The organism is Streptomyces sp. NPDC058231, assembly GCF_042882275.1.
GTDB lineage: Bacteria > Actinomycetota > Actinomycetes > Streptomycetales > Streptomycetaceae > Streptomyces.
The window spans coordinates 33,658-56,151 of the sequence record NZ_JBHVWN010000026.1 but is presented as its reverse complement, the minus strand read 5'-3'; the positions used below and the strand labels follow the sequence as shown (position 1 = coordinate 56,151).

Sequence of the window (22,494 nt, the reverse complement as noted above, 5' to 3'; positions counted from 1 at the left end):
TGGACCGGGTCCGCCCGCGGGCGGCCGACCGGAGGGCCCCGCCATGTCCGTACCGCTCATCGGTGTCACCACCTATCTGGAGCCCGCCGCCCGCTGGGGTGTCTGGGAACTGCCCGCCGCCCTGCTCCCGTCCGCCTACCCCCGGCTGGTCCAGCGCTCTGGCGGCCTGGCCGCCCTGCTGTCACCCGACGATCCGGCGCGCGCGGCGGACGCCGTCGCCCGTCTGGACGGTCTCGTCATCGCGGGCGGCGCCGATGTCGAGCCCGTGCGGTACGGCGCGGAGCGCGACGCCAGGACCGGTCCGCCGGCCCGGGAACGCGACGCGTGGGAACTGGGGCTGCTCCGTGCCGCCCTGGAGTCCGGCACACCGGTGCTCGGCATCTGCCGTGGCATGCAGCTGCTCAACGTGGCGCTCGGCGGCACCCTCGCACAGCACCTGGACGGGCACACCAACGCGCTCTCCGCGCCCGGCGTCTTCGGTGAGCATCCGGTGACCCCGGTACCCGGGACGCTCTACGCGTCGATCGTGCCCGAGAAGTCCTCCGTGCCCTCCTACCACCACCAGGCCGTGGACGTGCTCGCCGCGCCGCTGGTGGCGTCCGCCCACGCGGCGGACGGCACGGTGGAAGCGGTTGAACTGCCGGGCGGATCATGGGTGCTGGGGGTGCAGTGGCATCCGGAGATGGGGGACGACACGCGAGTGATGCGGGCCCTGGTGGCGGCGTCGGCGCACGGCTGACGCAGGCCGCGGACGTCACCGCGCGCGCCCGCCGAGCCTGCCGCGCAGCCATGCGAGCGCCGCCGCCCCCTGCGCCGCCTGGAACGCCCGGACGGTGGGCAGCCCCGGCGGGTCCGGCCTCAGTGAGTGCGCGACGAAGTAGCCGGTGAGCGCGGCGAGTACGGCGTTCACCCCGTCCGGGTCGGCGGCGCGCCCCAGCGGGTGGGTGGTGAACACGGTGTCCGGATCGGGACCGCCCTGGGCGGCCACGCACGGCAGCATCGTCAGCAGATCGAACCAGGGCGCGGCCCGTAGCGCGTGCGGCCAGTCGACGAAGACCACCCGCTCGTCGGTGAGCAGGATGTTGTCGGCCCGCAGGTCCCCGTGGGCGAGGCTGTCGCCGGTGGCGGGCCCGGCCCATCCGGACTCCAGCTCCGCGAGTACGTCGAGCCGGCGCGCCGCCCACGGGTCGAGCCGCTCCGGCAGCAGCCCTTCGGTGTCGCGGTCGGCGAGCAGGGTGCGCCAGCCGCTGAACGCCTCGGCCTCGTGGTCGGCGACCGCCGGCACCTCGATCGGGGCCGGGGTCAGGGTCCGGTTCAGCTCGCCCACCGCCGCGAGAACCCGGTCCAGTTCCGCGGGGACCCAGGGGATGCGGGGGTGGCGGCCGTCGATGTCCTGGAGCACGAGCGCGACCCTGGTTCCGTCGTCGTACGAGCCCAGCAGCCGGGGCACGGGGGCGCCGGGTGGAAGAGCGGCGGTGTTGCGGGCCTCGGCGCGGTGCAGGTCGGGGCTGCCCGGGTTCACCTCGGCGCTGACCACCTTGACGAAGGCACGCCGGCCGTCGGCGAGGCCGAGCCGGGCGGCGACTCCCGGTGAGAATCCCCCGCTCTGGCTCTGCGCGCGCAGGACGCGCGCGCCGAGGATGTCCTCGACGGCGCCGCGTACGGAGGCCGGGAGGTCGGCCCAGTGGTGCCGGACGCCGGTTGCGGGAGGTGCGGTCACATTCATATGCGCATCCTGGTCGCGGGGGCGGGGCCGAGCCAACCGGATATCGCCGCGTCGTGCGGTCCTGCGCGCGGGACGCGCCGGCCCGCCTGCGGATACGGCCGCCGGACGCCGCCCGGCGGCACCCGCCCTACGCGTCGCTCCCGGTCAGCCCCAGCAGATCGCGCGCCGGGCCCGTGGGCCGGTGTCCCGAGGGCCACACGGCCCGCAGCTGCCGCCGCAGCCGCACCCCGGCCACCGGGATCTTCACCAGCCGTCGCGAGGACAGCTCCTCCCCCAGCGCCAGTTCGCTCAGGACGCAGGGCCCCGCGCCGCTCTCCGCCGCGCCCTTCACGGCCGTGGTCGAGGAGAGTTCGAGCAGTGGCTGGGCCAGGCCGCCGTGCACGGCGAGCGCGGCGTCCAGGACCTGCCTGGTGCCGGAGCCGCGCTCACGCAGGATCAGCGGTGTCGCGGCCAGTTCCTGCGGGGTCAGCGGGGTTCGGCGGCCGGCCCACGCGTGGGCCGGGGCGACCACGACGACGAGGCGGTCGTGCGCGATGACCGTGCCGTCGAGGCCTTCCGGGATGGACAGCCCCTCCACGAACCCGAGGTCGGCCTCGCCGGAGAGCAGACGTTGCGCGACCGCCGCCGAGTTGCCCGCGAGCAGGGTGACCGCGGTGTCCGGCCGGCCGGCGCGCAGCGCGATCAGCCAGCCCGGCAGCAGGTATTCGGCGATGGTCATGGAGGCGGCGACGCGCAGCCGGGAGTCCCGCCGGTCGCGCAGGGCCTGGGCGCCCGCGTCGAACGCCTCGGCGGCCTCGACGATCCGGCGTGCCCAGTCGGTGACGAGCGCGCCCGCGTCGGTGAGCCGGGAGCCGCGCGGCGACCGGTCGAGGAGGGCGACGCCCAGCAGTCGCTCCATCGACCGGATGCGGCTGCTGGCGGCGGGCTGGGTGATGCCGACGTCCCGTGCCGCCCGTCCCAGGCTGCCGTGCCGGGCTACGGCGAGCAGCAGCTCCAGCGCTCCCAGGTCGGGGACCCGGTGGGACAGGAGGGCAGGCACATCGCTGGACATAAAGTCAGCTTATGACCTCATAGAGACGGGCTCCCTGGTGGGGCAACCGCCCTACGACAAAAATCATGGCATGGCCATCCTTCCGCAGACCCGCGCGCTGACCGGCGCCCCGGGCCCCGCCGCGCCGCGACTCCTCCGGCCGCGATTCCCCGCTCTGCGGTTCATCGGACCCAACTGGTACGCGACGGTCATGGGTACCGCCGTGGTCGCCTCCGCGGGCGCCGCGCTGCCCGTTCACCTTCCCGGGCTGCGGGCCGCGTGCACGGCGGTGTGGGCGCTCGCGGCGGTACTGCTCGTCGTGGTCCTCGCCGCGCGGGCCGGGCACTGGGCCGCCCACCGCGACCAGGCCCGCGCGCACCTCCTCGACCCGGCCGTCGCCCCGTTCTACGGGTGCCTGCCGATGGCTCTGCTCGCCGTCGGCGGTTCCACGATGGTGGTGGGACGTGATGTCCTCGGGCACCGGGCGGCGCTCTCGGTGGACGTGGTGCTGTTCACCGCGGGCACCCTGACCGGGCTGGCCGCCGCGGTCGCGATCCCCTACCTGATGGTCGTACGCCACCGCCCGGAGCCCGGAACCGCGTCGCCGGTCTGGCTGCTGCCGGTGGTGGCGCCGATGGTCTCCGCCGCGCTCGGGCCGCTGCTGGTGCCGGAGCTGCCCGCCGGTCAGTGGCGTGAGGCCCTGCTCCTCGCCTGCTACGCGATGTTCGGGCTGAGCCTGCTGGCGACCCTGGTGATGCTGCCGCTGATCTTCTCGCGGCTGGTCCACCGGGGCCCGCTGCCACTCGCCCTGACCCCGACGCTGTTCCTGGTCCTCGGTCCGCTGGGACAGTCGACGACGGCGGTCAATCAGCTCGCCGATGTGGCGCCGGGCGCGATCGGGGCGCCCTACGCCTCCGCGTTCGGAGCGTTCGCCGTGCTGTACGGGGTGCCGGTGATGGGCTTCGCGCTGCTGTGGCTCGTGCTGGCCGCCCTGATGGTGGTGCGGGCCGCACGCGGCGGCATGACGTTCGGCATGACCTGGTGGGGGTTCACCTTCCCGGTCGGCACCTGTGTCACAGGCGCCGCGGGACTGGCCCGGCACACGGGGCTCACCGCGTTCACCTGGCTGGCCGTCGCGCTGTACGCGCTGCTGGTGACGGCCTGGGCGGTGGCCGGGCTGCGGACGTTGCGCGGCGTGTTCAGCGGAGCGCTGCTCGCAGCGCCGCGGGCGCCGCGGCCAGGGACGGTCCGTACCACGTGAGATACCGCCCGTCGACGAGCGCGGCCGGCAGCCCGGGGAACGCCTCCGGCCCGTCGGCCGCGGTGAAGCGGTACGGCTCGTCGGGCAGCACGACCAGGTCTGCGCCCGCCGCGTTCAGCTCGTCGAGCGGGATGCGCGGGTAGCGGTCGGCGTGGTCCGCGTACACGTTCCGGATGCCGAGCCGGGCCAGTAGATCACCGGCGAAGGTGTCGCGCCCGAGCACCATCCACGGCCTGCGCCAGATCGGCACGATCGCCCGGCGGGGTTCCCGCCTGGGCGGCGGGAGCGCCGCCCAGGCGGCCTCGGCCTCGTCGAGCCAGCGGGGCCGGGCCAGCCCGCAACCGGTCACCAGCACCCGGTGCAGCTCGGCGAAGGCCTGGTCGAGGGTGCGGATCCCGGTGACCAGGACCTCGATCCCGGCCTCGTGGAGCACGGCGAGGTCGGGTGCGCGGTTCTCCTCCTCGTTGGCGAGGACGAGGTCGGGGCGGAGCGCGAGGACCGCGGCAGTGTCGGGATTCTTGGTGCCGCCGATGCGGGTGGCGGCCAGACCTGCCGGATGGGAGCACCAGTCGGTGACGCCGACGAGCAGGCCGGGCGCGGTGGCGGCGACGGCCTCGGTGAGCGACGGGACGAGCGAGACGACACGTTCCACGGCCACCGGCGGCTCAGCGCCTCGGGTCGTTCGTGGCGTCGATGTGCTCGGCGACCGCGACGAACAGCAGCCGGGTCCCGGGCACGGTGGCCCGCCAGCGGTGCCGGACGCCGCCCGACAGGAACAGCGTGTCGCCGCGCTCCAGCCGGTAGGCCTGCCCCTCCGCCTCCACCTCGGCCGCGCCGTCCGCGACGTACATCACCTCGTCGTTGCGGTGCTGGAACTCCCGCCCCAGGTCCGGTTCGCCGGTGAACTCCAGCGCACTGAGTTGATGCCGTCCGCGCACGACCCTGCGTACCCCGTCGCCTCCCCCCTCACCCGCACGCACCACGTCGACGCTGCGCGCCGAGTCCGCGGCGGCCCGCAGCCGCGCCGTGGTGGTCTCCAGCGCTTCGGCCACCCGGTCGAGCGACCGGGCGCTGGGGCGGGCCCGCTCGTTCTCGATCTGGCTGAGGAACGGCACGGACAGGCCGCTGCGGCCGGCGACCGCGGCCAGTGTGAGCCCCAGGGATCTGCGTCGTCGGCGGACCGCGGCACCCACGCGGGGCGTGTCCTTGTCGTCCATGTCCGGCTCCCTCCCGACTCGTCATCCTTCCGGCTGCCAGCACCTTACGCACACGGTTGGGCAAGGACGGCCGGTAAGTGGATGCCGGAAAGCCGGAAGGGGTGGCCCCGCCGGTCGGCGGTGCCACCCCTTCGCAGTGGTTCAGACCCTACTGGGGGGCCATCTTGTCCGCGATGCCCGGGTTCTTGTCCATCCAGGCCTTCACGGCTTCTTCCTCGTGTCCCGTGCCGCGCTTCTTGATCTCGTTCTCCAGGCCCGCCAGCTGCTGCTCGCTGAGCTTGAAGTCCTTGAACCACTTGGTGAGCTGCGGGTAGTTCTTCGGGAAGTCCTTGTTCGCGATCGTACGAATGGTGTCACCGTTGCCGAAGGCCTTCTCGGGGTCCGTCAGCTTGGTGAGCTTGTACTCGCTGTACGCCCAGTGCGGCGTCCAGAGCAGGACCGCGATCGGTTCCTTCTTGGCGTACGCGCGCTTCAGCTCGGCGAGCATCGAGGGCGTCGAACTGTCGACGACCTTGTACTCCTTGTCGAGCCCGTAGGTGGGCAGCACCTTGTTCTTCAGGTTGGCCATGGTGGCGGTGCCGGGCTCGATGCCGACGATGCGGTTCTTGAACTCGTCCCCGCGCCCCTTGAGGTCCTTGTAGGTCTTGACGCCCTTGACGTACGAGGGGACGGCGACCTCCAGCGAGGTCGGGCCGTACCACGACCCGAGGTCGGTGAGGCGGGAGCCGTACTGCTTCCAGTAGTTCTTCTGGGTGTACGGCAGCCAGCCGTCGAACTGCACGTCGAGCTGGCCGCGGGACATCGCGGTGTACATCGGACCGACCTCGAACTGCTTCAGGTCGATCTTGTAGCCGCGGTCCTCCAGGACGGCCTTCCACAGGTACGTGGCGGCGATGTCCTCCTCCCACGGGAACCAGGCCATCTGGACGGTGCGGTCACGCTCGTCCTTGCCGCCAGCGCCCTTCGCCGCCTTGGCGACCGGGGTCCACTTGGCCGCGACGCCGGGGTTCTCCTTCAGCCAGGCGCGGACGGCCTCCTGCTCCTTGCCCTTGCCGGTCGTCTGGATCTTCGCCTCGAGGCCGGTGAGCTGGTCCTCGGTCATCTTGAAGTTCTTGAGCCAACTGCCGACCTGCGGGTTGTCGCCCGAGAAGCCCTTGCGGGTCAGGGTGTGGATGCCGTCACCCTTGCCCCAGATGTTCTTGGGGTCCTTGAGCTTGGTCAGGTCGTACTGGTTGTAGGCCCAGTGCGGCGACCAGAGCGGGACGACGATCGGTTCCTTCTTGGCGTACGCGCGCTTCAGCTCGGCGAGCATCGAGGGCGTCGAACCGTCGACGACCTTGTACTCCTTGTCGAGCCCGTACCCCGGCAGGACCTTGTCCTTGAGGAGGCCCATCTCGCCGGCGCTCGGCTCGATGCCGACGACGCGGCCGTTGAATTCGGACGCCTTGCCCTTGAGGTCGTCGAGCGAGTCGACGCCCTTCACGTACGAGGGGACGGCCAGCTCGAGGGAGGTGGGGCCGTACCAGGAGCCCATGTCGTCCAGGTGGTCCTTGTACTTCTTCCAGTACGTGGCGTGCGTGACCGGGAGCCAGGAGTCGGTCTCGAAGTCGATCTGGCCGTTGGCCATGCCGGTGTAGAGCGCGCCGGCCTCGTACTGCTTGGCGTCGACCTCGAAGCCCCGCTGCTCCAGCAGCTCCTTCCACAGGAAGGTGGAGGCGATGCCCTCGTCCCACGGGATGTAACCCATGCTGATCTTCTGACCCTTGCCGACGTCCGAGGCGCCGGTGGCGGCACCGGTGTCCGCCTTGGAGGAGCCGAAGACGCCCATGCCCCCGGCGACGAGCGCGAGGACGACGACGCCGACGACCGCGACGACGGGCTGCGGACGGTAGTTCCACATCTTCAGTCCGCCGGCCGCCGCCTGGGCCTTCGCGAGGGCGCGGCGGGCCAGCGGGGAGACCTCGCGGCCGAGCGCGCCGGTCATCCGGTCCAGATACATCGCGAGGATCACGATGGAGACGCCCGCCTCGAAACCGAGGCCGACGTCGACGTTGCCGATGGCGCGGTAGACGGAGCCACCGAGGCCGCCGCCGCCGACCATGCCGGCGATGACCACCATCGACAGGCCGAGCATGATCACCTGGTTGATGCCCGCCATGATCGTGGGCAGGGCGAGCGGCAGCTGTACCCGCAGCAGGGTGTTGCGCGAGGTGGTGCCGAAGGCCTCGGCGGCCTCGACGAGCTCGCCGTCCACCTGCCGGATGCCGAGCTCGGTCATCCGGACGCCGGGGGGCAGCGCGAAGATGATCGTGGCGATGATGCCGGGCACGACACCGACGCCGAAGAAGATGACGCCGGGGATCAGGTAGACCATGGCGGGCATGGTCTGCATGAAGTCGAGGACCGGCCTGGTCACCGCGGAGACGGTCTTGGAACGCGCTGCCCAGATGCCGAGCGGTACGGCGAGGACCAGCGTCACGATGGTGGCGACGAGCACCAGCGTGAGCGTGTCCATCGCTTCGTCCCACAACTCGATGGAGTCGATGAGCGCGAAGCCCACGAAGGCGAGGACGCCCGCGAGGAGACCGCGCAGCCACCAGGCGATGACGGCGACGATGCCCGCGAAGAGCAGCGGGGCGGGGGCGGAGAGCACGGCGGCGATGCCGTCGAACATGCCGTTGACGACGGAGCTGATCGCGTCGAACAGCCAGACCAGGTGGGTCTGGAGCCAGTCGACCGCGCTGTCGACCCAGGTGCCGAGCGGGAGCCTAAACATCGGCGGCCACCTTCTTCACCGCGGTCGTGGTGGTCTGCGGGAGCTCTGCGGGGGGCATCGGCTCGCCGAGGACGGCGAGCAGCCGGGACCGCGGCACGACCCCGACGAGCTCGCCCGCGGCGTCGGTCACGGCGACCGCGACGCCGCTGCGCGAGCAGGGGGTGAACAGTTCGATGATCGGCGTGGACTCGGAGACCGTGGCCGGCGCGGACCTGAGGACGTCCTCGGGGGTGCGGAGCTCCCTGCCGTCGTCGTCCTCGTTGCCCATGACGGTGTGCGGCTCGGCCATGATGGCGCCCGCGGTCAGGACCCGGGAGCGGTCGACGTCCTGGGTGAAGGACGCGACGTAGTCGTTGGCGGGGGTGACGAGGATGTCCTCGGCGGTGCCGAGCTGGACGATCCTGCCGTCCCTCATCACGGCGATCCGGTCGCCGAGGCGCATGGCCTCGTTGAGGTCGTGGGTGATGAAGACGATGGTCTTCTTCAGCCGCTTCTGCAGTTCCAGCAGCTGGTCCTGCATGTCGCGGCGGATCAGGGGGTCGAGCGCGCTGAACGACTCGTCCATCAGCAGCAGGTCCGCGTCGGTGGCGAGGGCACGGGCCAGGCCGACCCGCTGCTGCATACCGCCGGACAGCTCGTCGGGCCAGGACTTCTCCCAGCCGGCCAGCCCGGTCAGCTCCAGTGCCTCGGCGGCGCGCTTCTCACGCTCGGCACGCGGCACACCCTGCACCTCGAGGCCGTACGCGGCGTTCTCCAGCACGCTGCGGTGCGGGAAGAGAGCGAAGTGCTGGAAGACCATGCTGATCTTCGAGGAGCGGACGGCACGGAGTTCGCGGGGGCTCAGGGCGGTCAGGTCCTGCCCGTCGAACAGCACGCGTCCGGCGGTGGGGTCGGACAGACCGTTGAGCATCCGCAGCAGCGTGGACTTACCGGATCCGGAGAGACCCATCACGACGAATATCTGGCCCGGTTCGACGGTGAACGAGGCATCGATCACCGCTGCGGTAGTTCCGTCGGCGCGCAGCTCGTCGCGGTCGGAGCCGCTTTCGAGCTTCTGCACGGCTTGATCGGGTCGTCTGCCGAACACCTTGTACAGGTGGTCGGCTTGCAGCCTTGACACATACACCTCACGCGTTGAACCGAGAACGGTCTGCCACCCCCTCCGGCAGACCGTGGAGCAGTGCGGATTCGGTCCGCATGACACGTGCATCGGTTGAAACAGCAACGTGATCCGCTCCGGCTGCGCGCCTGCCCTCGCTTACACGGACCAAACACGACAGTGAGCCAGCTCACCCCGGACGACGGGCCGTCGTCGGCAGGCGCCGCGGCGGCCGGTGTCGGTGGGGTGCGGCATCATCGGGGTGTGACGCGACGCCTGATGCTCCTCGACACCGCTTCCCTCTACTACCGCGCCTACTTCGGAGTCCCCGATTCGGTGCGCGCGCCGGACGGCACCCCGGTCAACGCCGTGCGCGGTCTCCTCGACTTCATCGGGCGGCTCGTCCAGGACCACCGGCCGGACGACCTGGTCGCCTGCATGGACGCGGACTGGCGGCCGCACTGGCGGGTCGAACTGATCCCCTCGTACAAGGCGCACCGGGTGGCGGTGGAGACCGCCGAGGGGCTGCCCGACGAGGAGGCGACGCCCGACACGCTGGCCCCGCAGGTCCCGGTGATCGAGGAGGTGCTCGACGCGCTGGGCATCGCCCGGGTCGGCGTCCCGGAGTACGAGGCGGACGACGTCATCGGCACGCTCACCGGCCTCGCCACCGGCCCGGTGGACATCGTCACCGGCGACCGGGACCTCTACCAGCTGGTCGACGACGTCCGCGGGGTCCGGGTCCTCTACCCGCTGAAGGGCGTCGGCTCGCTGCAGCTGACGGACGAGGCGTGGCTGCGGGAGAAGTACGGGGTCGACGGCTCCGGGTACGCCGATCTGGCACTGCTGCGCGGCGACCCGAGCGACGGACTGCCGGGGGTCCCGGGCATCGGCGAGAAGACGGCGGCGAAACTGCTGGACGCCTTCGGCGACCTCGCCGGGATCATGGCCGCGGTGGACGATCCGACGGCTGGACTGACGCCTTCGCAGCGCAAGCGCCTCGACGGGGCGCGGGACTACGTGGCCGTCGCGCCGACGGTGGTCCGGGTCGCCGGCGACGTACCGCTGCCCCCGTTCGACCCGGCGCTGCCCACCGAACCGCGCGATCCCGTCGCCCTCGAAGCACTGGCCGCGCGGTGGGGACTGGGCGGCGCCCTGCAGCGGCTGCTCTCCACACTCCGCAGCTGAAGTGCTAGGTTAGGCAAGCCTAAGCCTTCATAGCAGGGAGAACTCCGTGGCAGAACGACCGGCACGCCAGGCACCCAGGGCGCAGGGTGCAGAGGTCCTGCGCACCGAGCGCATCACGCCGCACATGGTGCGCGTGGTCCTCGGCGGTGACGGCCTTGCCGGCTTCGAGCTGTCCGGGTTCACCGATCACTACGTCAAGCTCTGCTTCGCCCCCGAGGGCGCCGACTACACGCACCCCTTCGATATCGCCCGCATCCGCGAGGAGTACCCGCGCGAGCTGTGGCCCACCACCCGCACCTACACGGTGCGCTCCTGGGACCCGGTCGCCCGCGAGCTGGCGATCGACTTCGTGGTCCACGGCGACGAGGGCCTGGCGGGCCCGTGGGCACTGCGGGCGGCCGCCGGTGACCCGGTGACGTTCCTGGGCCCCGGCGGTGGTTACGGGCCGGAGGCGTCGGCGGACTGGCATCTGCTGGCCGGCGACGAGAGCGCCCTGCCGGCGATCGCGGCGGCGCTGGAGCAGATGCCCGCGGGCGCGGTGGCCCATGCGTTCATCGAGGTGGCCGACGCCTCCGAGGAACAGAAGATCGCGACCTGCGACGGTGTCGAACTGACCTGGCTGCACCGCGGCGACCGCCCGGTCGGCGAGGCCCTGACCGCGGCGGTGACGTCGCTGGACTTCCCGGCGGGAGAGGTGCAGGCGTTCGTGCACGGCGAGGCGGGTTTCGTGAAGGAGATCCGCCGCCACCTGCGGCTCGACCGGAAGATCCCGCCGGCGCAGCTGTCGATCTCCGGCTACTGGCGCCTCGGGCAGAACGACGACGCGTGGCGCTCGGTGAAGCGCGCGTGGAACGAGCAGGTGGAGCGGGAGCAGGAGAACGCCGCGTAACACCGCGGCGCCCGGAACCTCCCTCCCGGCACCCACGCCCCGGCCACCCGTCCGCCCGGACGGCGACCGGGGCGTCCTCGTGCCCCCGAAAGCCGGGGAACCGGCCCGGGACGGGTCCCGGACCGGTTCCGTGTCACGGCCGCTCCCGCGCTGCTGCGCCGCCGGCCGGAGCCGTCGGCCGCACGTCCGTCAGACGGACTTCTGGTACGCGTGGAAGGTGCGGGTGGACAGCCAGACCGCCGCCACCGCGAGGACGAGCAGCGCTCCCCCGCGGCTGAGCACCAGCCACCGGTCGGGGTCGGCGGTCAGCGCCGAACGGCCCGCCACCATCGCCCAGTTGACCGGGTTGAAGTCGGCGATGTGCCGCATCCAGGACGGCATCTGACTCGGCGCCATGAACGACGACGAGAGGAAGGTCAGCGGCAGCAGCAGGAACGTGTTGATCCCGATGATCGACTCACGCTCGCGGACCAGCATCCCCAGGGCGTTGGAGAGCGCACCGAAGACCGTGCCGAGCAGGATCGAGGCGACGACGAGGACCAGCAGACCGCTCGCGCCGCCCGGGTAGGCGGCACCGGCGGCCCAGCCGAGCAGCACGATGATCACCGACTGCACGGCGGTACTGATGCCGTTCTGCACCACATTGGCGTTCATCAGCGCGTTCCTGCTGACCGGGGTGGTCAGGAAGCGGTTGAGCGTGCCGCGCTCGATCTCCTCCAGGGTCCCCATCCCGGCCCACATGCTCGAGCCGAGGGCGCTCATCACGACGATGCCGGGGATCAGGTAGTCGAGATAGGACGTGGTGCCGAAGCCACCGAGCTCGACGACCTTCTTGAAGAGGTTGCCGAAGAGGAACAGCCAGATCACCGGCTGGACCAGGGAGATCACCAGGAAGATCGGCTGCCTGATGATCGCCATCAGCTGACGCTGCGTCATGTACCAGGTGTCGGCGAAGGCCTGACTGCTCATCGGGTGGCTCCTGCGACGGTCGTGGAGGGTGACTGCTGGGCGTCGGCGGACTCGGCCTCGGAGAAACGGCGTCCGGCGTAGCGCAGATAGACGTCGTCGAGCGAGGGGCGGGCGACGGTGGCGGCGGCGACCGTGGCACCCGCTCGCTCCAGGGCGGCGAGAAGTACGGGGACGGCGGCGGCGCCGTCCTCGGCCCGTACGCTCACCCGGCGGCCGTCGGCCATGACCTCGTACACCCCGGGCACCACGGTGAGCGCGGCGGTGACCGCCGTGCGGTCGCCGTCGGCGCGCAGCTCCATGTGGACGGCGTCGCCCCTCAGTTCACCCTTGAGTTCGTCGGGGGTGCCCTCGACGACGATCCGGCCGCGGTCGACGATCGCGATGCGTTCGGCGAGCCGGTCGGCCTCCTCCAGATAGTGCGTGGTCAGCACGATCGTCAGACCCTCTTCACCGGCGAGCCGGGCAATCTCGTCCCACATGGCCGTGCGGGCCTCGGGATCGAGTCCGGTGGTGGGCTCGTCGAGGAAGAGCACCTCGGGCCGGTGGACCAGGCCGAGCGCCACGTCCAGGCGGCGCTGCATACCGCCGGAGTACCCCTTGACCTGACGCTTCCCGGCGTCGGTGAGGTCGAAGCGGGCCAGCAGCTCGTCGGCGCGGCGCTGGACCTCGGCGCCCCGCATGCCGTACAGCCTGCCCTGCAGCAGCAGGTTCTCGCGGCCGGTGGCGACGGGGTCGGCGCCGGACTTCTGGGCCACCACGCCGATCGCGCGGCGGACCCGGTCGGGGTGGCGCAGGACGTCGTGCCCTGCGACGCTCGCGGTGCCGGAGTCGGGGCGGGCGAGGGTGGTGAGGATCTTGACGGTGGTGGACTTGCCGGCTCCGTTGGGGCCGAGGAGCCCGAAGACGGTGCCGGCGTCGACAGTGAGGTCCATGCCGTTCAGCGCGGTCACGTCGCCGGGATAGGTCTTGATCAGTTGTCGCGCCTCTACTGCGGGCGCACGGGTGCTCATGACGGAGCTCTCCTGTGGTCGGCGGGTTGCTCGGGTGTGCCGAGCCGGTCCGCGTGAGAAGAGCCGGGCTATCCTGGGTGTGCCGCACCTCGATCGCCTGGCTCGCCCTCACGGCATGGCCGGTCCGGGGTTCGAGACCCTGGCAGGCGCTGCTCCAACAGCTCCCGCCGGGGTCTTTTCCTCTTCTGGGGCACCGCGTCTCCGGGACCGCTTCCGCGGGGACCGGCCGCGCCGCGCCTCAGCGCTCGGGGTCGAGAACGATCTCCTGTTCGTCCAGGTCCTGCCAGTCCTGCGGGACTTCACCGGTCTCGTGGAACGACTTCCACTCCTCGATGCCGCTGATGGTGGCGTTGTCGATCTCGGCGCGGAAGTTCCTGATCCACTCCAGTTGCGCGTCGAGCATGTGGAGCTGGTACTCGGTCTCCACCACGAAGATCCGGGGCAGCTGTTCGCCGAGCTGGCCGAGGACACCCCGGAGCGCCGCGGACTGGACCGCCAGCGCCGCCTCCCGGGTCTCCATCAGCTCCGCCACTTCCTCGGGCGGCAGCACGGGCAGCAGCGAGAGGGCCGTTTCGAACACGGGGTACTCGGCGACCGGCACGGCGAGCAGGTCGGAGAGCCAGTCGACCATCTCGTGACGCCCGGCCCCGGTGATGCCGTAGAGCGTGCGCTCGGGGCGGTTGCCCTGACGCTGCACACCGGTCACTTCGACGTACCCGTGCTTCTCCAGGTTCTGGACGACGGTGTAGAGCGAACCGAAATTGATCTTGACGCTGTGTTCCTTGCCGCGCCGGCGAAGTGTCTGGGCGATCTCGTACGGGTGCATGGACCGCTCGGCGAGCAGCACCATCACCGTCAGTGCCAGCGGGTTGCTGAGCTTGCGTCGCTTGGCCACCACTCCCACCGCCCTCGGGTTCATCACTTCGTCATCGAATACTCGTGTACGAACATATCGCGAGCACTCTTACGCGTCAACCACGATGTATCGCGAATTCGCGGGGGCGTGGAAGGATTCCGGACAGTGACCAATCCGCACCGCACTCGGCTCCGAATCACCCCACGAGACCGATGAGCATCTGGGAGGAAGCCCGCGTGAAAGAAGCCGTGCACATCAGCGGAGCGCCGTCGGCGGGGCCCGATCTTCCGGAGCTCCTGGGGCTGGTGGCCCGAGGTGACCACGACGCGTTCGCCAAGGTGTACGACGCCGTCTGCGGACCTGTCCTGGGCCTCGTGCGGAGCGTGCTGCGCGACCCCGCGCAGTCGGAGGAAGTGGCGCAGGAGGTACTGGTCGAGGTGTGGCGGACCGCCCCGCGTTTCCAGTCGTCCCGCGGGAGCGCCATGAACTGGGTACTGACGCTGGCCCATCACCGTGCGGTCGACCGGGTCCGCTCCGCCGAGGCCACGTCGGCCCGTGAGCACCGGGCGGCGCTGCTGGACCGGACACCCGAGTTCGACGAGGTCACCGAGCAGGTCGAGAGCCGGCTGGAGCGCGAGCAGGTGCGCCGCTGCATGCGCGCCCTCTCCGAGCTGCAACGGCAGTCCGTCACGCTCGCCTACTACCGTGGGCTGACCTACCGCGAGGTGGCGGAACTGCTCTCCGTACCGCTCGGCACGATCAAGACACGACTGCGCGACGGGCTCATCCGGCTGCGCGACTGCCTCGGGGTGAACGCATGAGCAATGCCGAACTGCATACGCTGACCGGGGCATACGCCCTGTACGCGCTGCCGGACACGGAGCGCACCGAGTTCGAACGCCATCTCGGCGACTGCGAAGCCTGCGCGCTGGAGGTACGGGAGCTGTCCGAGACCGCCACCCGGCTCGGGCTCGCGGTGTCCGTGTCCCCGTCGCGCGAGCTGCGCGACCGGGTGCTCCGCGAGATCACGACCGTACGGCAGGTGGCTCCGTCGAACGGCCGGCCGACCCGCTCCGGAGCCGCCGCGGGACGGACCGGCCGGTGGTCGAAGCTGGCGCTCGCCGCGTGTCTGGCCGCCGCGGCCGGGTTCGGCGGTGTCGCGGTGTGGCAGCACCAGGTCGCGCAGGACGCCCGGCAGCAGGCCGACCGGGCCGAGCGGCAGAGCGAGCAACTGGCCCAGGTCCTCTCGGCGCCCGACGCGAAGGCGAGGTCGAGCGTGCTGACGGGCGGGGCGAAGGGCACGGTCGTAGTCTCACAGAGCCGCAACCGGGCCGTGTTCGTGGCTTCGGGGATGCAGCCGCCGCCCAGCGGCAAGGTGTACCAGCTGTGGTTCGACGACGACGGTTCCATGCGCTCCGCGGGACTGATGAACCGGGCCGCGACGGACAGCACCGTCCTGCTGGACGGGCCCGTCGACGGGGCGTCGGGGATGGGGATCACCGTCGAGCCGGCCGGCGGCTCCGCGCAGCCGACCTCCGCGCCGCTGGCCCTGCTTACGTTCCCGACCGCGTGAGGAGCATCTGTCCATGACTGTCTCGGTGGCCCTGTTCACCTCCGATCTGCGGCTGCACGACAACCCCGTCCTGCACGCGGCGGTGCGCGGGGCGGATGCCGTCGTCCCTCTCTTCGTCAGGGACGACGGCATCCACCGGACCGGCTTCGACGCGCCGAACCGGCGGGCCTTCCTCGCCGGCTGTCTCGCCGATCTCGACGCGGGGCTGCGGCGCAGGGGCGGCCGGCTGGTCGTCCGCGAGGCGGACGTGGTGGCCGGCGTGTGCGCCGTGGTGGCGGAGACCGGGGCGGAGAGCGTGCACGTCGCGGCCGGGGTGAGCGGATACGCGGTGCGGCGCGAGGAACGGCTCCGTGCGGCTCTGGCGGAGGCCGGATGCACCCTGCACGTCCATGACGCGGTGGTCACCGCACTCGCGCCGGGCCGGGTCGTTCCGGCCGGCCGTGACCACTTCGCCGTGTTCACCCCGTACTTCCGCCGCTGGGAGGCGGCCGGGGTACGGGGCACCCTGGCCGCCCCGCGGACGGTACGGGTACCGGACGGCGTGGAGTCCGCTCCGCTGCCGGAGCGGACCGGGACGGCCGGCGTCTCCCCCGGGCTCGCCGAGGGCGGCGAGACGGCAGGGCGCACACTGCTGACCTCCTGGCTGCACGGCCCGATGGACGGATACGTGACCGGGCACGACGACCTCGCCGGGGACGCGACGTCCCGGCTGTCCCCGTATCTCCACTTCGGCTGCCTCTCCGCGGCCGAGGCGGTGCACCGGGCCCGGAAGAAGGGCGGGGCCGGCGCCGACGCCTTCGTACGGCAGCTGGCCTGGCGGGACTTCCACCACCAGGTGCTCGCCGCCCGGCCGGACGCCTCATGGGCGGACTACCGTCCGCGCGGCGACCGGTGGCGGTCCGACGCCGGCGAGATCGAGGCGTGGCGCGCCGGGCTCACCGGCTACCCGCTGGTGGACGCGGCGATGCGGCAGCTGACGCACGAGGGCTGGATGCACAACCGCGGCCGGATGCTGGTCGCGAGCTTCCTCACCAAGACGCTGTACGTGGACTGGCGGGTCGGAGCCCGGCACTTCCTGGACCTGCTGGTCGACGGGGACATGGCGAACAACCAGCTGAACTGGCAGTGGGTGGCGGGCACCGGTACGGACACCCGTCCCAACCGGGTGCTCAACCCGGTGATCCAGGGCAAGCGGTTCGATCCGCACGGCGCGTACGTGAGGCGCTGGGTTCCGGAACTGGCCGGTCTGGACGGCGCCGCGGTCCACGAACCCTGGAAGCTGACCGGCCGGGCGCGGGCCCGGTTCGACTACCCGGAGCCGGTGGTGGACCTCGGTGAGGCGCGGGCCCGCTTCGAACGGGCCCGCGGTACCGGCTGACGGCCGGCGCCTCACCGGCTGCCCGGACTCCGCGGCGGACGCGGGAGGAACCCGCTGGTACGGGCGGTGTACTCGGCATAGCCCGGGCGGCCCGCCATGTGCCGTTCCAGCAGCGCCTTGCCGCTGCCCCGGATCAGCAGGAAGCTCATCACCAGCGGCGAGACGACGGTGGCCGCGGCGGCGGCCGGCTCGGCGTAGACGATCAGGAACAGCCCCCACCAGACGCAGAAGTCGCCGAAGTAGTTGGGGTGCCTGGTCCACGACCACAGGCCACGGTCCATGATCCGGCCGCGGTGTGCCGGATCGGCCTTGAACCGGGCCAGCTGGAGGTCTCCGACCGCCTCGAAGCCGAGCCCGACCGCCCACACGGCGGTACCGGCCCAGGCCCACCCACCCACGGGCCCGGCCAGGTACTGGGCCGCCTGCACGGGCAGCGAGATCAGCCAGACCAGTGCGCCCTGCAGCAGATAGACCTTCCGCAGGGCGTACAGGTCCGGGTTGCCGTGCGCCCTGGCCAGCATCGCTGCGTACCGCGGGTCCTCCCCGTGACCGCGGCCGCGCCGGGCGATGTGCAGCGCCAGCCGCAGGCCCCATGCGACGGTCAGCACGGTGACCAGCAGCCGCACCCCGTCGTCCCCCTCGCCGGCCGACAGGATGTACGAGACCAGGGCGACGGCTGCGAAGGCGGCGCCCCAGGCCACGTCGACGACGCGGTGCACGCCCCGGTGCAGCGCGACGGCGAACGTGACGAGCATGACGGCGAGCGCGGCGCCTGCGGTGGCACCGAGCCCCTCGGCGAACGCCTGCCACATCATCGCGCCGCCTCCTCACGCGGCCGGGTCAGCACGAGTTGCTGCACATCGAGGTAGCCGGCACGGAAGCCCGCCTCGGAGTACGCGAGATACAGGCGCCACATGCGGCGGAAGGTGGCGTCGAATCCGAGGGCCCCGGTCTCGTCGATGCGCTCCTCGAACCGTTCGCGCCACAGCCTCAGCGTCTCCGCGTAGTGCATCCCGAAGCAGATCCGGTGCTCGATGCGGAGCGCGGTGTGCTCGTCGACGGTCCGCTCGATCGCCTCGGTCGAGGGCAGCAGCCCACCGGGGAAGATGTACTTCTGGATCCACGTGTAGGTGTCACGGCTGGCGCGCATCCGGTCGTCCGGCATGGTGATGGCCTGGAGCGCGATCCGGCCGCCGGGGGCCAGCCGCTCCTCCAGGGTCCGGAAGTAGACCGGCCAGAACGACGCGCCGACCGCCTCGATCATCTCGACGCTGACCACCGCGTCGTACACGCCGGTGATCTGCCGGTAGTCGCAGAGCCGCACGTCGACGCGGTCCGCGAAGCCCGCCGCGCGGATCCGGGCGCGGGCCAGTGCCCGCTGTTCCCGGGAGAGCGTCACGGTGACGACCCGGGCGCCGCGCGCCGCGGCGCGGATGGCCAGTTCGCCCCAGCCGGTGCCGATCTCCAGGAGCTCCGTCCCGGCCCCGACGGCCGCGAGGTCGAGCAGCCGGTCGATCTTGCGGTGCTGGGCGGCGGGCAGCTGGGCGGGGGCGGCCGGGAAGCCGCGGAAGACGGCCGCCGAGTAGGTCAGGGTCTCGTCGAGGAAGAGGGCGAAGAGCTCGTTGGACAGGTCGTAGTGGTGGCTGATGTTGGAGCGGGCCGACTCCGGGGTGCCGAGCTGCCCGGCGGGCTGCCGCGGAGCCCATGTGCCGCGCAGCCGTTGCAGCGGCCCGGGTACGAGACTCGCGGCGTGGCGCGCCAGGACGGACACCGCACCGACCAGGTCGGGCGCGTCCCATTCGCCGGCCATGTAGGACTCGCCGAACCCGATCAGTCCGCCCGCGCCGACGCGGCGGAAGAACGCGGCGGGGTCGTGGATCTCCATCAGCGGCCCGCCGAGGCCGAGGTCCGCACCGCCGGTGATCCGGGCGCGCAGCGGCAGCCGGGCCAGCGCATGACGGACGATCCGTTCGGCGACGGCGGTGCGCAGGCGGGAGGCCGGAGGCAGGGTGGCGACGTCGGGCCAGCGTCCCGGGTCGATGCCGGGGGCGTGGCGCCGAGGTGACGGGGAGACGGACACCTTCACTGCATGCCTTCCTGGGTTCGATGGTGGGGGCGGGGCTGCACGGGCAGCCTGCGCAGGTACAGCCGGATGCCGTGGAACCGGATCGCCGCCGAGACGACGACGGTGACCCAGGGGTGACGGACCGCCGCCCGGAGCAGGGCCGCGGGTGAGGCGGGGCGCCGGACGCCGCGCACCGTGGCGGTGAACGGGCGTTTCCCGTCCCGTTCCAGATGGATCGTCAGATCGAGTCGGGGGCCCGGTTCGGGCAGCCGCATCCGGTAGCCGCCGTCGACGGGGAAGAACGGCGACACGTAGAACTCCTTGCCGGTACTCGCCCGCCCGGCGCCGTCCGGGTGCAGCAGGTAGCAGTGCCGCTCCCCGTACGTGTTGTGGACCTCGGCGACCGTGCAGAGCGGGGTGCCGTCGCTCCGGTGGCACCAGTAGACGGTGAGCGGGTTGAAGACATGGCCGAGGATCCGCGCCTGGGTGAGCATCCGCACGCTGCCGCCGGCGAGGTCGATGGACCGGGCGGCGAGGAAGCGTTCGAGGCCGGCCCGGATCGTCGGGGCCGTACCGCCGAAGTGATCGCGGGGGTCGAAGCGGGCGAGCGGGCGCAGGCCGAACGGCAGGCGCGGCGGGCGGTCGGGGTCGATCAGCCACAGATAGGTGCGGTGCCGGAGCGCGTACCGGCCGGGTGCGGTCCGGACATGGGTGATGGTGCAGGGGTAGAGGGCGTTCGGCGCGGGGCCGGGGGCGTTCACCACGTCACCCCCAGAGCCTCGGCGGCCCGCACGCCCGAGCGGCAGCCGTCCTCGTGGAAGCCCCAGCCGTGGTAGGCCCCCGCGTAGGCGGTGACCGGTCCGGACAGGGCGGGCAGCCGGGCCTGGGCCGCGACCGACTCCGGGGTGTAGACGGGGTGTTCGTACACCATGCGGGCGAGGATCCGGTCCTCGGCGACCCGGTCGGCGCCGTTCAGCGTGACGACATAGGTGTCCGGGGCCCGGAGGCGTTGGAGCCGGTTCATGTCGTAGCTGACGGTGACCCGGTCGGCGCTCGCCTCGCAGGACGGCATCAGGTAGTTCCAGGAGGCGCGGGCGGCGCGGCTGCGCGGGAGCAGCGAGGCGTCGGTGTGCAGCAGGGTGGGGTTGCGGGAGTAGCGGAACGCGCCGAGGGTGCGCCGTTCCCCGTCGGTGGGGTCGGCCAGCAGCCGCAGTGCCTGGTCGGGGTGGGTGGCGACGACCACCGCGTCGTACTCCTCGGTGGCGCCGTCCTCGGTGACGATGTCGACGCCGTCCGCGTGGCGGCGTACCGCCCGCACCGGGGTGGCAGTCCGTACGGCGGCGAGCTGTTTCACCGCCCGGTCGACGTACTCCCGCGAGCCGCCGGTCACGGTGCGCCACACCGGAGAACCGCCGACGGCGAGCATCCCGTGGTGGTCGAGGAACCGGAACAGGTAACGGGCCGGGTAGCGCATGGCGGTCACCGGGTCGCAGGACCAGACGGCGGAGACCAGCGGGGTCAGGAAATGAGCGGTGAAGTACCGGGAGAAACGACCGCGGGCGGCGAACTCGCCCAGCGTGAGACCGCCGTCCTCGTCATCGGCGGCGAGGTGCCGCCGGGCCGCGCGGTGGAAGCGCGGCACCTCGGCGAGCATCCGGAGGTAGGGAGCACGCACCGCGGTGCCCGGCCGGGCGACGAGCCCGGTGGGGCCGCGGCCGCCCGCGTACTCGATGCCGCACCCCTCGCACCGTATGGACATGCTCATCTCGGACTCCTGAGTGGCGACCCCGAGTTCGGCGAAGAGCCGCAGCAGATACGGGTACGTCCGCCGGTTGTGCACGATGAACCCGGAGTCGACCCGGTGCATCCGGCCGTCCGGCGCGACGAGTTCATGGGTGTGCGCGTGGCCCCCGATCCGATCGTCCGACTCGTACAGCGTCACCTCGTGCGCCTGGCGGAGCACGTGGGCGGCCGTCAGTCCCGCCACCCCGCTGCCCACCACGGCTGTGCGCCGCCGATTCCGTGCCATGCCGGTTCCTCCGGGTGTCTCGGGACCGGCAGACCTCACGAGGGGCCTGGTGCGCGCCGGCCGGAGCCCTCTGGCAGGACTCCTCACATGGGGTTCGTCGCCGGAGCCGCAAAGGATTGGTCGAGCGCCGAATGTCCTCCGATCGGGTGATGGACCAATCCGCCGGGCATCCGGCGACGAACCCCAGCTGTGAGCGAAGACCGGAACGAGACGCAGGAGCACGGGGCCTCCGGGTCCCGGCGGTCCCGCCGGGCACGCGCCGGTTGCGCCGGGCTCAGCGGTCCGACCGCCGGGTTCCGTGCCCGTGCCCCGGCCGTCCCGGTCTTCGGCGTGGCCGGGGCGGCGGCGGTGGGGTGGCCGGAGGGCGGCCCCGCCGACGGCACCGCCCCGGTGGCGGGTGCCGTACCGGCCTCAGGAGTGCGGTATCTCCTGACCGGACGGCTCGCCCCGGCGCGCCGTCCCTCTCCCGCGGCTGGGGAGAGGGGCGGGCGGCGGGAAGGCACCTCCGTCCGGCGCGGTGCCCTGACCGCGGAGGCGCGGGGTTCCCGGGACGGCGTCCGGCGTCGTCCGTGCGGGCCGGGGCCGCCGCCTCACCTCGACGTTCATTCCGCTCCACCTTCCGCGCACCTCGCGCGCTACGTTTCAGGAGAACGACATGAGTACTCCGCACCTTCGCCGCGCCGCGGCCGCCGTCTCCGTCGCGGTGGTTCTGCCGCTGGCCCTGACGGCCTGCTCCAGCGATTCGAAGGACTCCGCCTCGGGATCCGCCGCGAGTTCGGCCAAGTCGTCCCCGTCGGCCGCGTCGAGCATGCCGGCGAACATGAACGACCCCTTCGGACCGGCGTGTTCGTCCGTGGCGAAGGACGGCGCGGGAAGCTTCTCGGGGATGGCGAAGGATCCGGTCGCCACCGCCGCCTCCAACAACCCCGCGCTCTCCACCCTCGTCACCGCGGTGAAGAAGGCCGGCCTGGTCGACACCCTGAACAACGCGCAGAACATCACGGTGTTCGCGCCGACCGATGACGCCTTCGCCAAGATCCCGAAGCCGGACCTGGACAAGCTGCTGGCGGACAAGGCGGAGCTCACCAAGGTGCTGACGTACCACGCGGTCGGCCGGAAGCTGACGCCGAAGCAGTTGGAGAGCGGCTCCTACGCCACGTTGGAGAAGAGCGACCTGAAGACCTCCGGCTCCGACATGGCGTACACCGTGAACAACGGCTCGAAGGTCGTCTGCGGCAACGTCCCGACCGCCAACGCGACGGTGTACATCGTCGACTCCGTCCTGATGCCCCCGAAGTAGGCCCGCGGGCGGTTCACCTCACGGGACCGGCCGGGGCGGCACCACCGCCCCGGCCGGTCCGTGCCGCCTCCGCCCGCGGTGAGCACTTCGGCGCCGCCCGGACACGGCCGTGTCATGCAGCGGAAACA

At 72.0% G+C, this 22,494-nt stretch carries 21 protein-coding genes; 8 read left to right on the top strand and 13 right to left on the bottom strand.

Annotated features, from left to right (window positions below; translation table 11 throughout):
- Positions 1-43 precede the first annotated feature (43 nt).
- Positions 44-739 (top strand): gamma-glutamyl-gamma-aminobutyrate hydrolase family protein, encoded by a 696-nt coding sequence (locus tag ACFVXE_RS19250; RefSeq protein ID WP_389672429.1) that lies wholly within the window; start codon positions 44-46, stop codon positions 737-739.
- A 15-nt stretch (positions 740-754) separates the two neighbouring features.
- On the opposite strand, the gene ACFVXE_RS19245 is transcribed toward ACFVXE_RS19250, so the two are convergent.
- Together ACFVXE_RS19245 and ACFVXE_RS19240 are read right to left on the bottom strand one after the other, a co-directional pair.
- Positions 755-1,726, bottom strand: a complete 972-nt coding sequence (locus ACFVXE_RS19245; protein ID WP_389672428.1) for an aminoglycoside phosphotransferase family protein — start codon at positions 1,724-1,726, stop codon at positions 755-757.
- A 127-nt stretch (positions 1,727-1,853) separates the two neighbouring features.
- Positions 1,854-2,777, bottom strand: a complete 924-nt coding sequence (locus tag ACFVXE_RS19240; protein WP_389672426.1) for a LysR family transcriptional regulator — start codon at positions 2,775-2,777, stop codon at positions 1,854-1,856.
- Positions 2,778-2,847: 70 nt separating this feature from the next.
- Here ACFVXE_RS19240 and ACFVXE_RS19235 point away from each other — a divergent pair, with 70 nt between their 5' ends.
- Entirely contained in the window at positions 2,848-4,017 is a 1,170-nt protein-coding gene (locus tag ACFVXE_RS19235) for a TDT family transporter (protein WP_389672424.1), read from the top strand.
- Here the strand turns inward: ACFVXE_RS19235 and ACFVXE_RS19230 are convergent.
- From ACFVXE_RS19230 to ACFVXE_RS19215, 4 genes are all read right to left on the bottom strand, one after another.
- Complete coding sequence (locus ACFVXE_RS19230; protein ID WP_389672488.1) at positions 3,956-4,669, bottom strand: helical backbone metal receptor; 714 nt, start codon at positions 4,667-4,669, stop codon at positions 3,956-3,958. The genes ACFVXE_RS19235 and ACFVXE_RS19230 overlap by 62 nt on opposite strands.
- A 13-nt stretch (positions 4,670-4,682) precedes the next feature.
- Complete coding sequence (locus ACFVXE_RS19225; RefSeq protein ID WP_389672422.1) at positions 4,683-5,234, bottom strand: helix-turn-helix domain-containing protein; 552 nt, start codon at positions 5,232-5,234, stop codon at positions 4,683-4,685.
- 148 nt (positions 5,235-5,382) lie between these two features.
- On the bottom strand, positions 5,383-8,010 hold the full coding sequence (locus ACFVXE_RS19220) for an ABC transporter permease/substrate binding protein (protein WP_389672420.1): 2,628 nt from the start codon (positions 8,008-8,010) through the stop codon (positions 5,383-5,385).
- Positions 8,003-9,070 carry a glycine betaine/L-proline ABC transporter ATP-binding protein gene (locus ACFVXE_RS19215; protein ID WP_389672419.1) on the bottom strand — a complete coding sequence of 356 codons (1,068 nt, stop codon included), beginning with the start codon at positions 9,068-9,070 and terminating at the stop codon, positions 8,003-8,005. The genes ACFVXE_RS19220 and ACFVXE_RS19215 overlap by 8 nt, the downstream gene beginning before the upstream one ends.
- A 318-nt stretch (positions 9,071-9,388) precedes the next feature.
- On the opposite strand from ACFVXE_RS19215, the gene ACFVXE_RS19210 reads away from it, so the two are divergent.
- Both ACFVXE_RS19210 and ACFVXE_RS19205 read left to right on the top strand, forming a co-directional pair.
- The gene (locus tag ACFVXE_RS19210; protein WP_389672486.1) at positions 9,389-10,297 is read left to right on the top strand and encodes a 5'-3' exonuclease H3TH domain-containing protein; all 909 of its coding nucleotides are present in this window, start codon (positions 9,389-9,391) and stop codon (positions 10,295-10,297) included.
- Positions 10,298-10,343: 46 nt separating this feature from the next.
- Positions 10,344-11,186 carry a siderophore-interacting protein gene (locus tag ACFVXE_RS19205; RefSeq protein WP_389672418.1) on the top strand — a complete coding sequence of 281 codons (843 nt, stop codon included), beginning with the start codon at positions 10,344-10,346 and terminating at the stop codon, positions 11,184-11,186.
- Between the two features lie 189 nt (positions 11,187-11,375).
- Here the strand turns inward: ACFVXE_RS19205 and ACFVXE_RS19200 are convergent, their stop codons facing one another.
- The 3 genes from ACFVXE_RS19200 to ACFVXE_RS19190 form a co-directional block, all read right to left on the bottom strand.
- Positions 11,376-12,155, bottom strand: a complete 780-nt coding sequence (locus ACFVXE_RS19200) for an ABC transporter permease (protein WP_389672416.1) — start codon at positions 12,153-12,155, stop codon at positions 11,376-11,378.
- Positions 12,152-13,165, bottom strand: a complete 1,014-nt coding sequence (locus ACFVXE_RS19195) for an ABC transporter ATP-binding protein (protein WP_389672414.1) — start codon at positions 13,163-13,165, stop codon at positions 12,152-12,154. Before ACFVXE_RS19195 ends, ACFVXE_RS19200 begins: the two co-directional genes overlap by 4 nt.
- A 238-nt stretch (positions 13,166-13,403) precedes the next feature.
- Entirely contained in the window at positions 13,404-14,084 is a 681-nt protein-coding gene (locus ACFVXE_RS19190) for a PadR family transcriptional regulator (RefSeq protein ID WP_389672485.1), read from the bottom strand.
- A gap of 173 nt (positions 14,085-14,257) precedes the next feature.
- On the opposite strand from ACFVXE_RS19190, the gene ACFVXE_RS19185 reads away from it, so the two are divergent.
- The 3 genes from ACFVXE_RS19185 to ACFVXE_RS19175 are packed head-to-tail and all read left to right on the top strand — an operon-like array spanning position 14,258 to position 16,972.
- Positions 14,258-14,842, top strand: a complete 585-nt coding sequence (locus tag ACFVXE_RS19185) for a sigma-70 family RNA polymerase sigma factor (protein WP_389672412.1) — start codon at positions 14,258-14,260, stop codon at positions 14,840-14,842.
- Positions 14,839-15,594, top strand: coding sequence for an anti-sigma factor domain-containing protein (locus ACFVXE_RS19180; RefSeq protein WP_389672411.1), 756 nt, complete (start codon positions 14,839-14,841; stop codon positions 15,592-15,594). Before ACFVXE_RS19185 ends, ACFVXE_RS19180 begins: the two co-directional genes overlap by 4 nt.
- 13 nt (positions 15,595-15,607) lie before the next feature.
- Positions 15,608-16,972, top strand: a complete 1,365-nt coding sequence (locus tag ACFVXE_RS19175; RefSeq protein ID WP_389672409.1) for a cryptochrome/photolyase family protein — start codon at positions 15,608-15,610, stop codon at positions 16,970-16,972.
- Positions 16,973-16,983: 11 nt separating this feature from the next.
- On the opposite strand, the gene ACFVXE_RS19170 is transcribed toward ACFVXE_RS19175, so the two are convergent.
- The 4 genes from ACFVXE_RS19170 to ACFVXE_RS19155 are packed head-to-tail and all read right to left on the bottom strand — an operon-like array spanning position 16,984 to position 21,066.
- On the bottom strand, positions 16,984-17,787 hold the full coding sequence (locus ACFVXE_RS19170) for a DUF1295 domain-containing protein (RefSeq protein ID WP_389672407.1): 804 nt from the start codon (positions 17,785-17,787) through the stop codon (positions 16,984-16,986).
- On the bottom strand, positions 17,784-19,058 hold the full coding sequence (locus ACFVXE_RS19165; RefSeq protein WP_389672405.1) for a class I SAM-dependent methyltransferase: 1,275 nt from the start codon (positions 19,056-19,058) through the stop codon (positions 17,784-17,786). Before ACFVXE_RS19165 ends, ACFVXE_RS19170 begins: the two co-directional genes overlap by 4 nt.
- Positions 19,055-19,801: a DUF1365 domain-containing protein gene (locus tag ACFVXE_RS19160; RefSeq protein ID WP_389672403.1), complete on the bottom strand. Its 747-nt coding sequence runs from the start codon at positions 19,799-19,801 to the stop codon at positions 19,055-19,057. The genes ACFVXE_RS19165 and ACFVXE_RS19160 overlap by 4 nt, the downstream gene beginning before the upstream one ends.
- Positions 19,795-21,066 (bottom strand): NAD(P)/FAD-dependent oxidoreductase, encoded by a 1,272-nt coding sequence (locus ACFVXE_RS19155; protein ID WP_389672401.1) that lies wholly within the window; start codon positions 21,064-21,066, stop codon positions 19,795-19,797. Before ACFVXE_RS19155 ends, ACFVXE_RS19160 begins: the two co-directional genes overlap by 7 nt.
- Positions 21,067-21,721: 655 nt before the next feature.
- Here ACFVXE_RS19155 and ACFVXE_RS19150 point away from each other — a divergent pair.
- Entirely contained in the window at positions 21,722-22,366 is a 645-nt protein-coding gene (locus tag ACFVXE_RS19150) for a fasciclin domain-containing protein (protein WP_389672400.1), read from the top strand.
- The last annotated feature ends 128 nt before the right edge of the window (positions 22,367-22,494 follow it).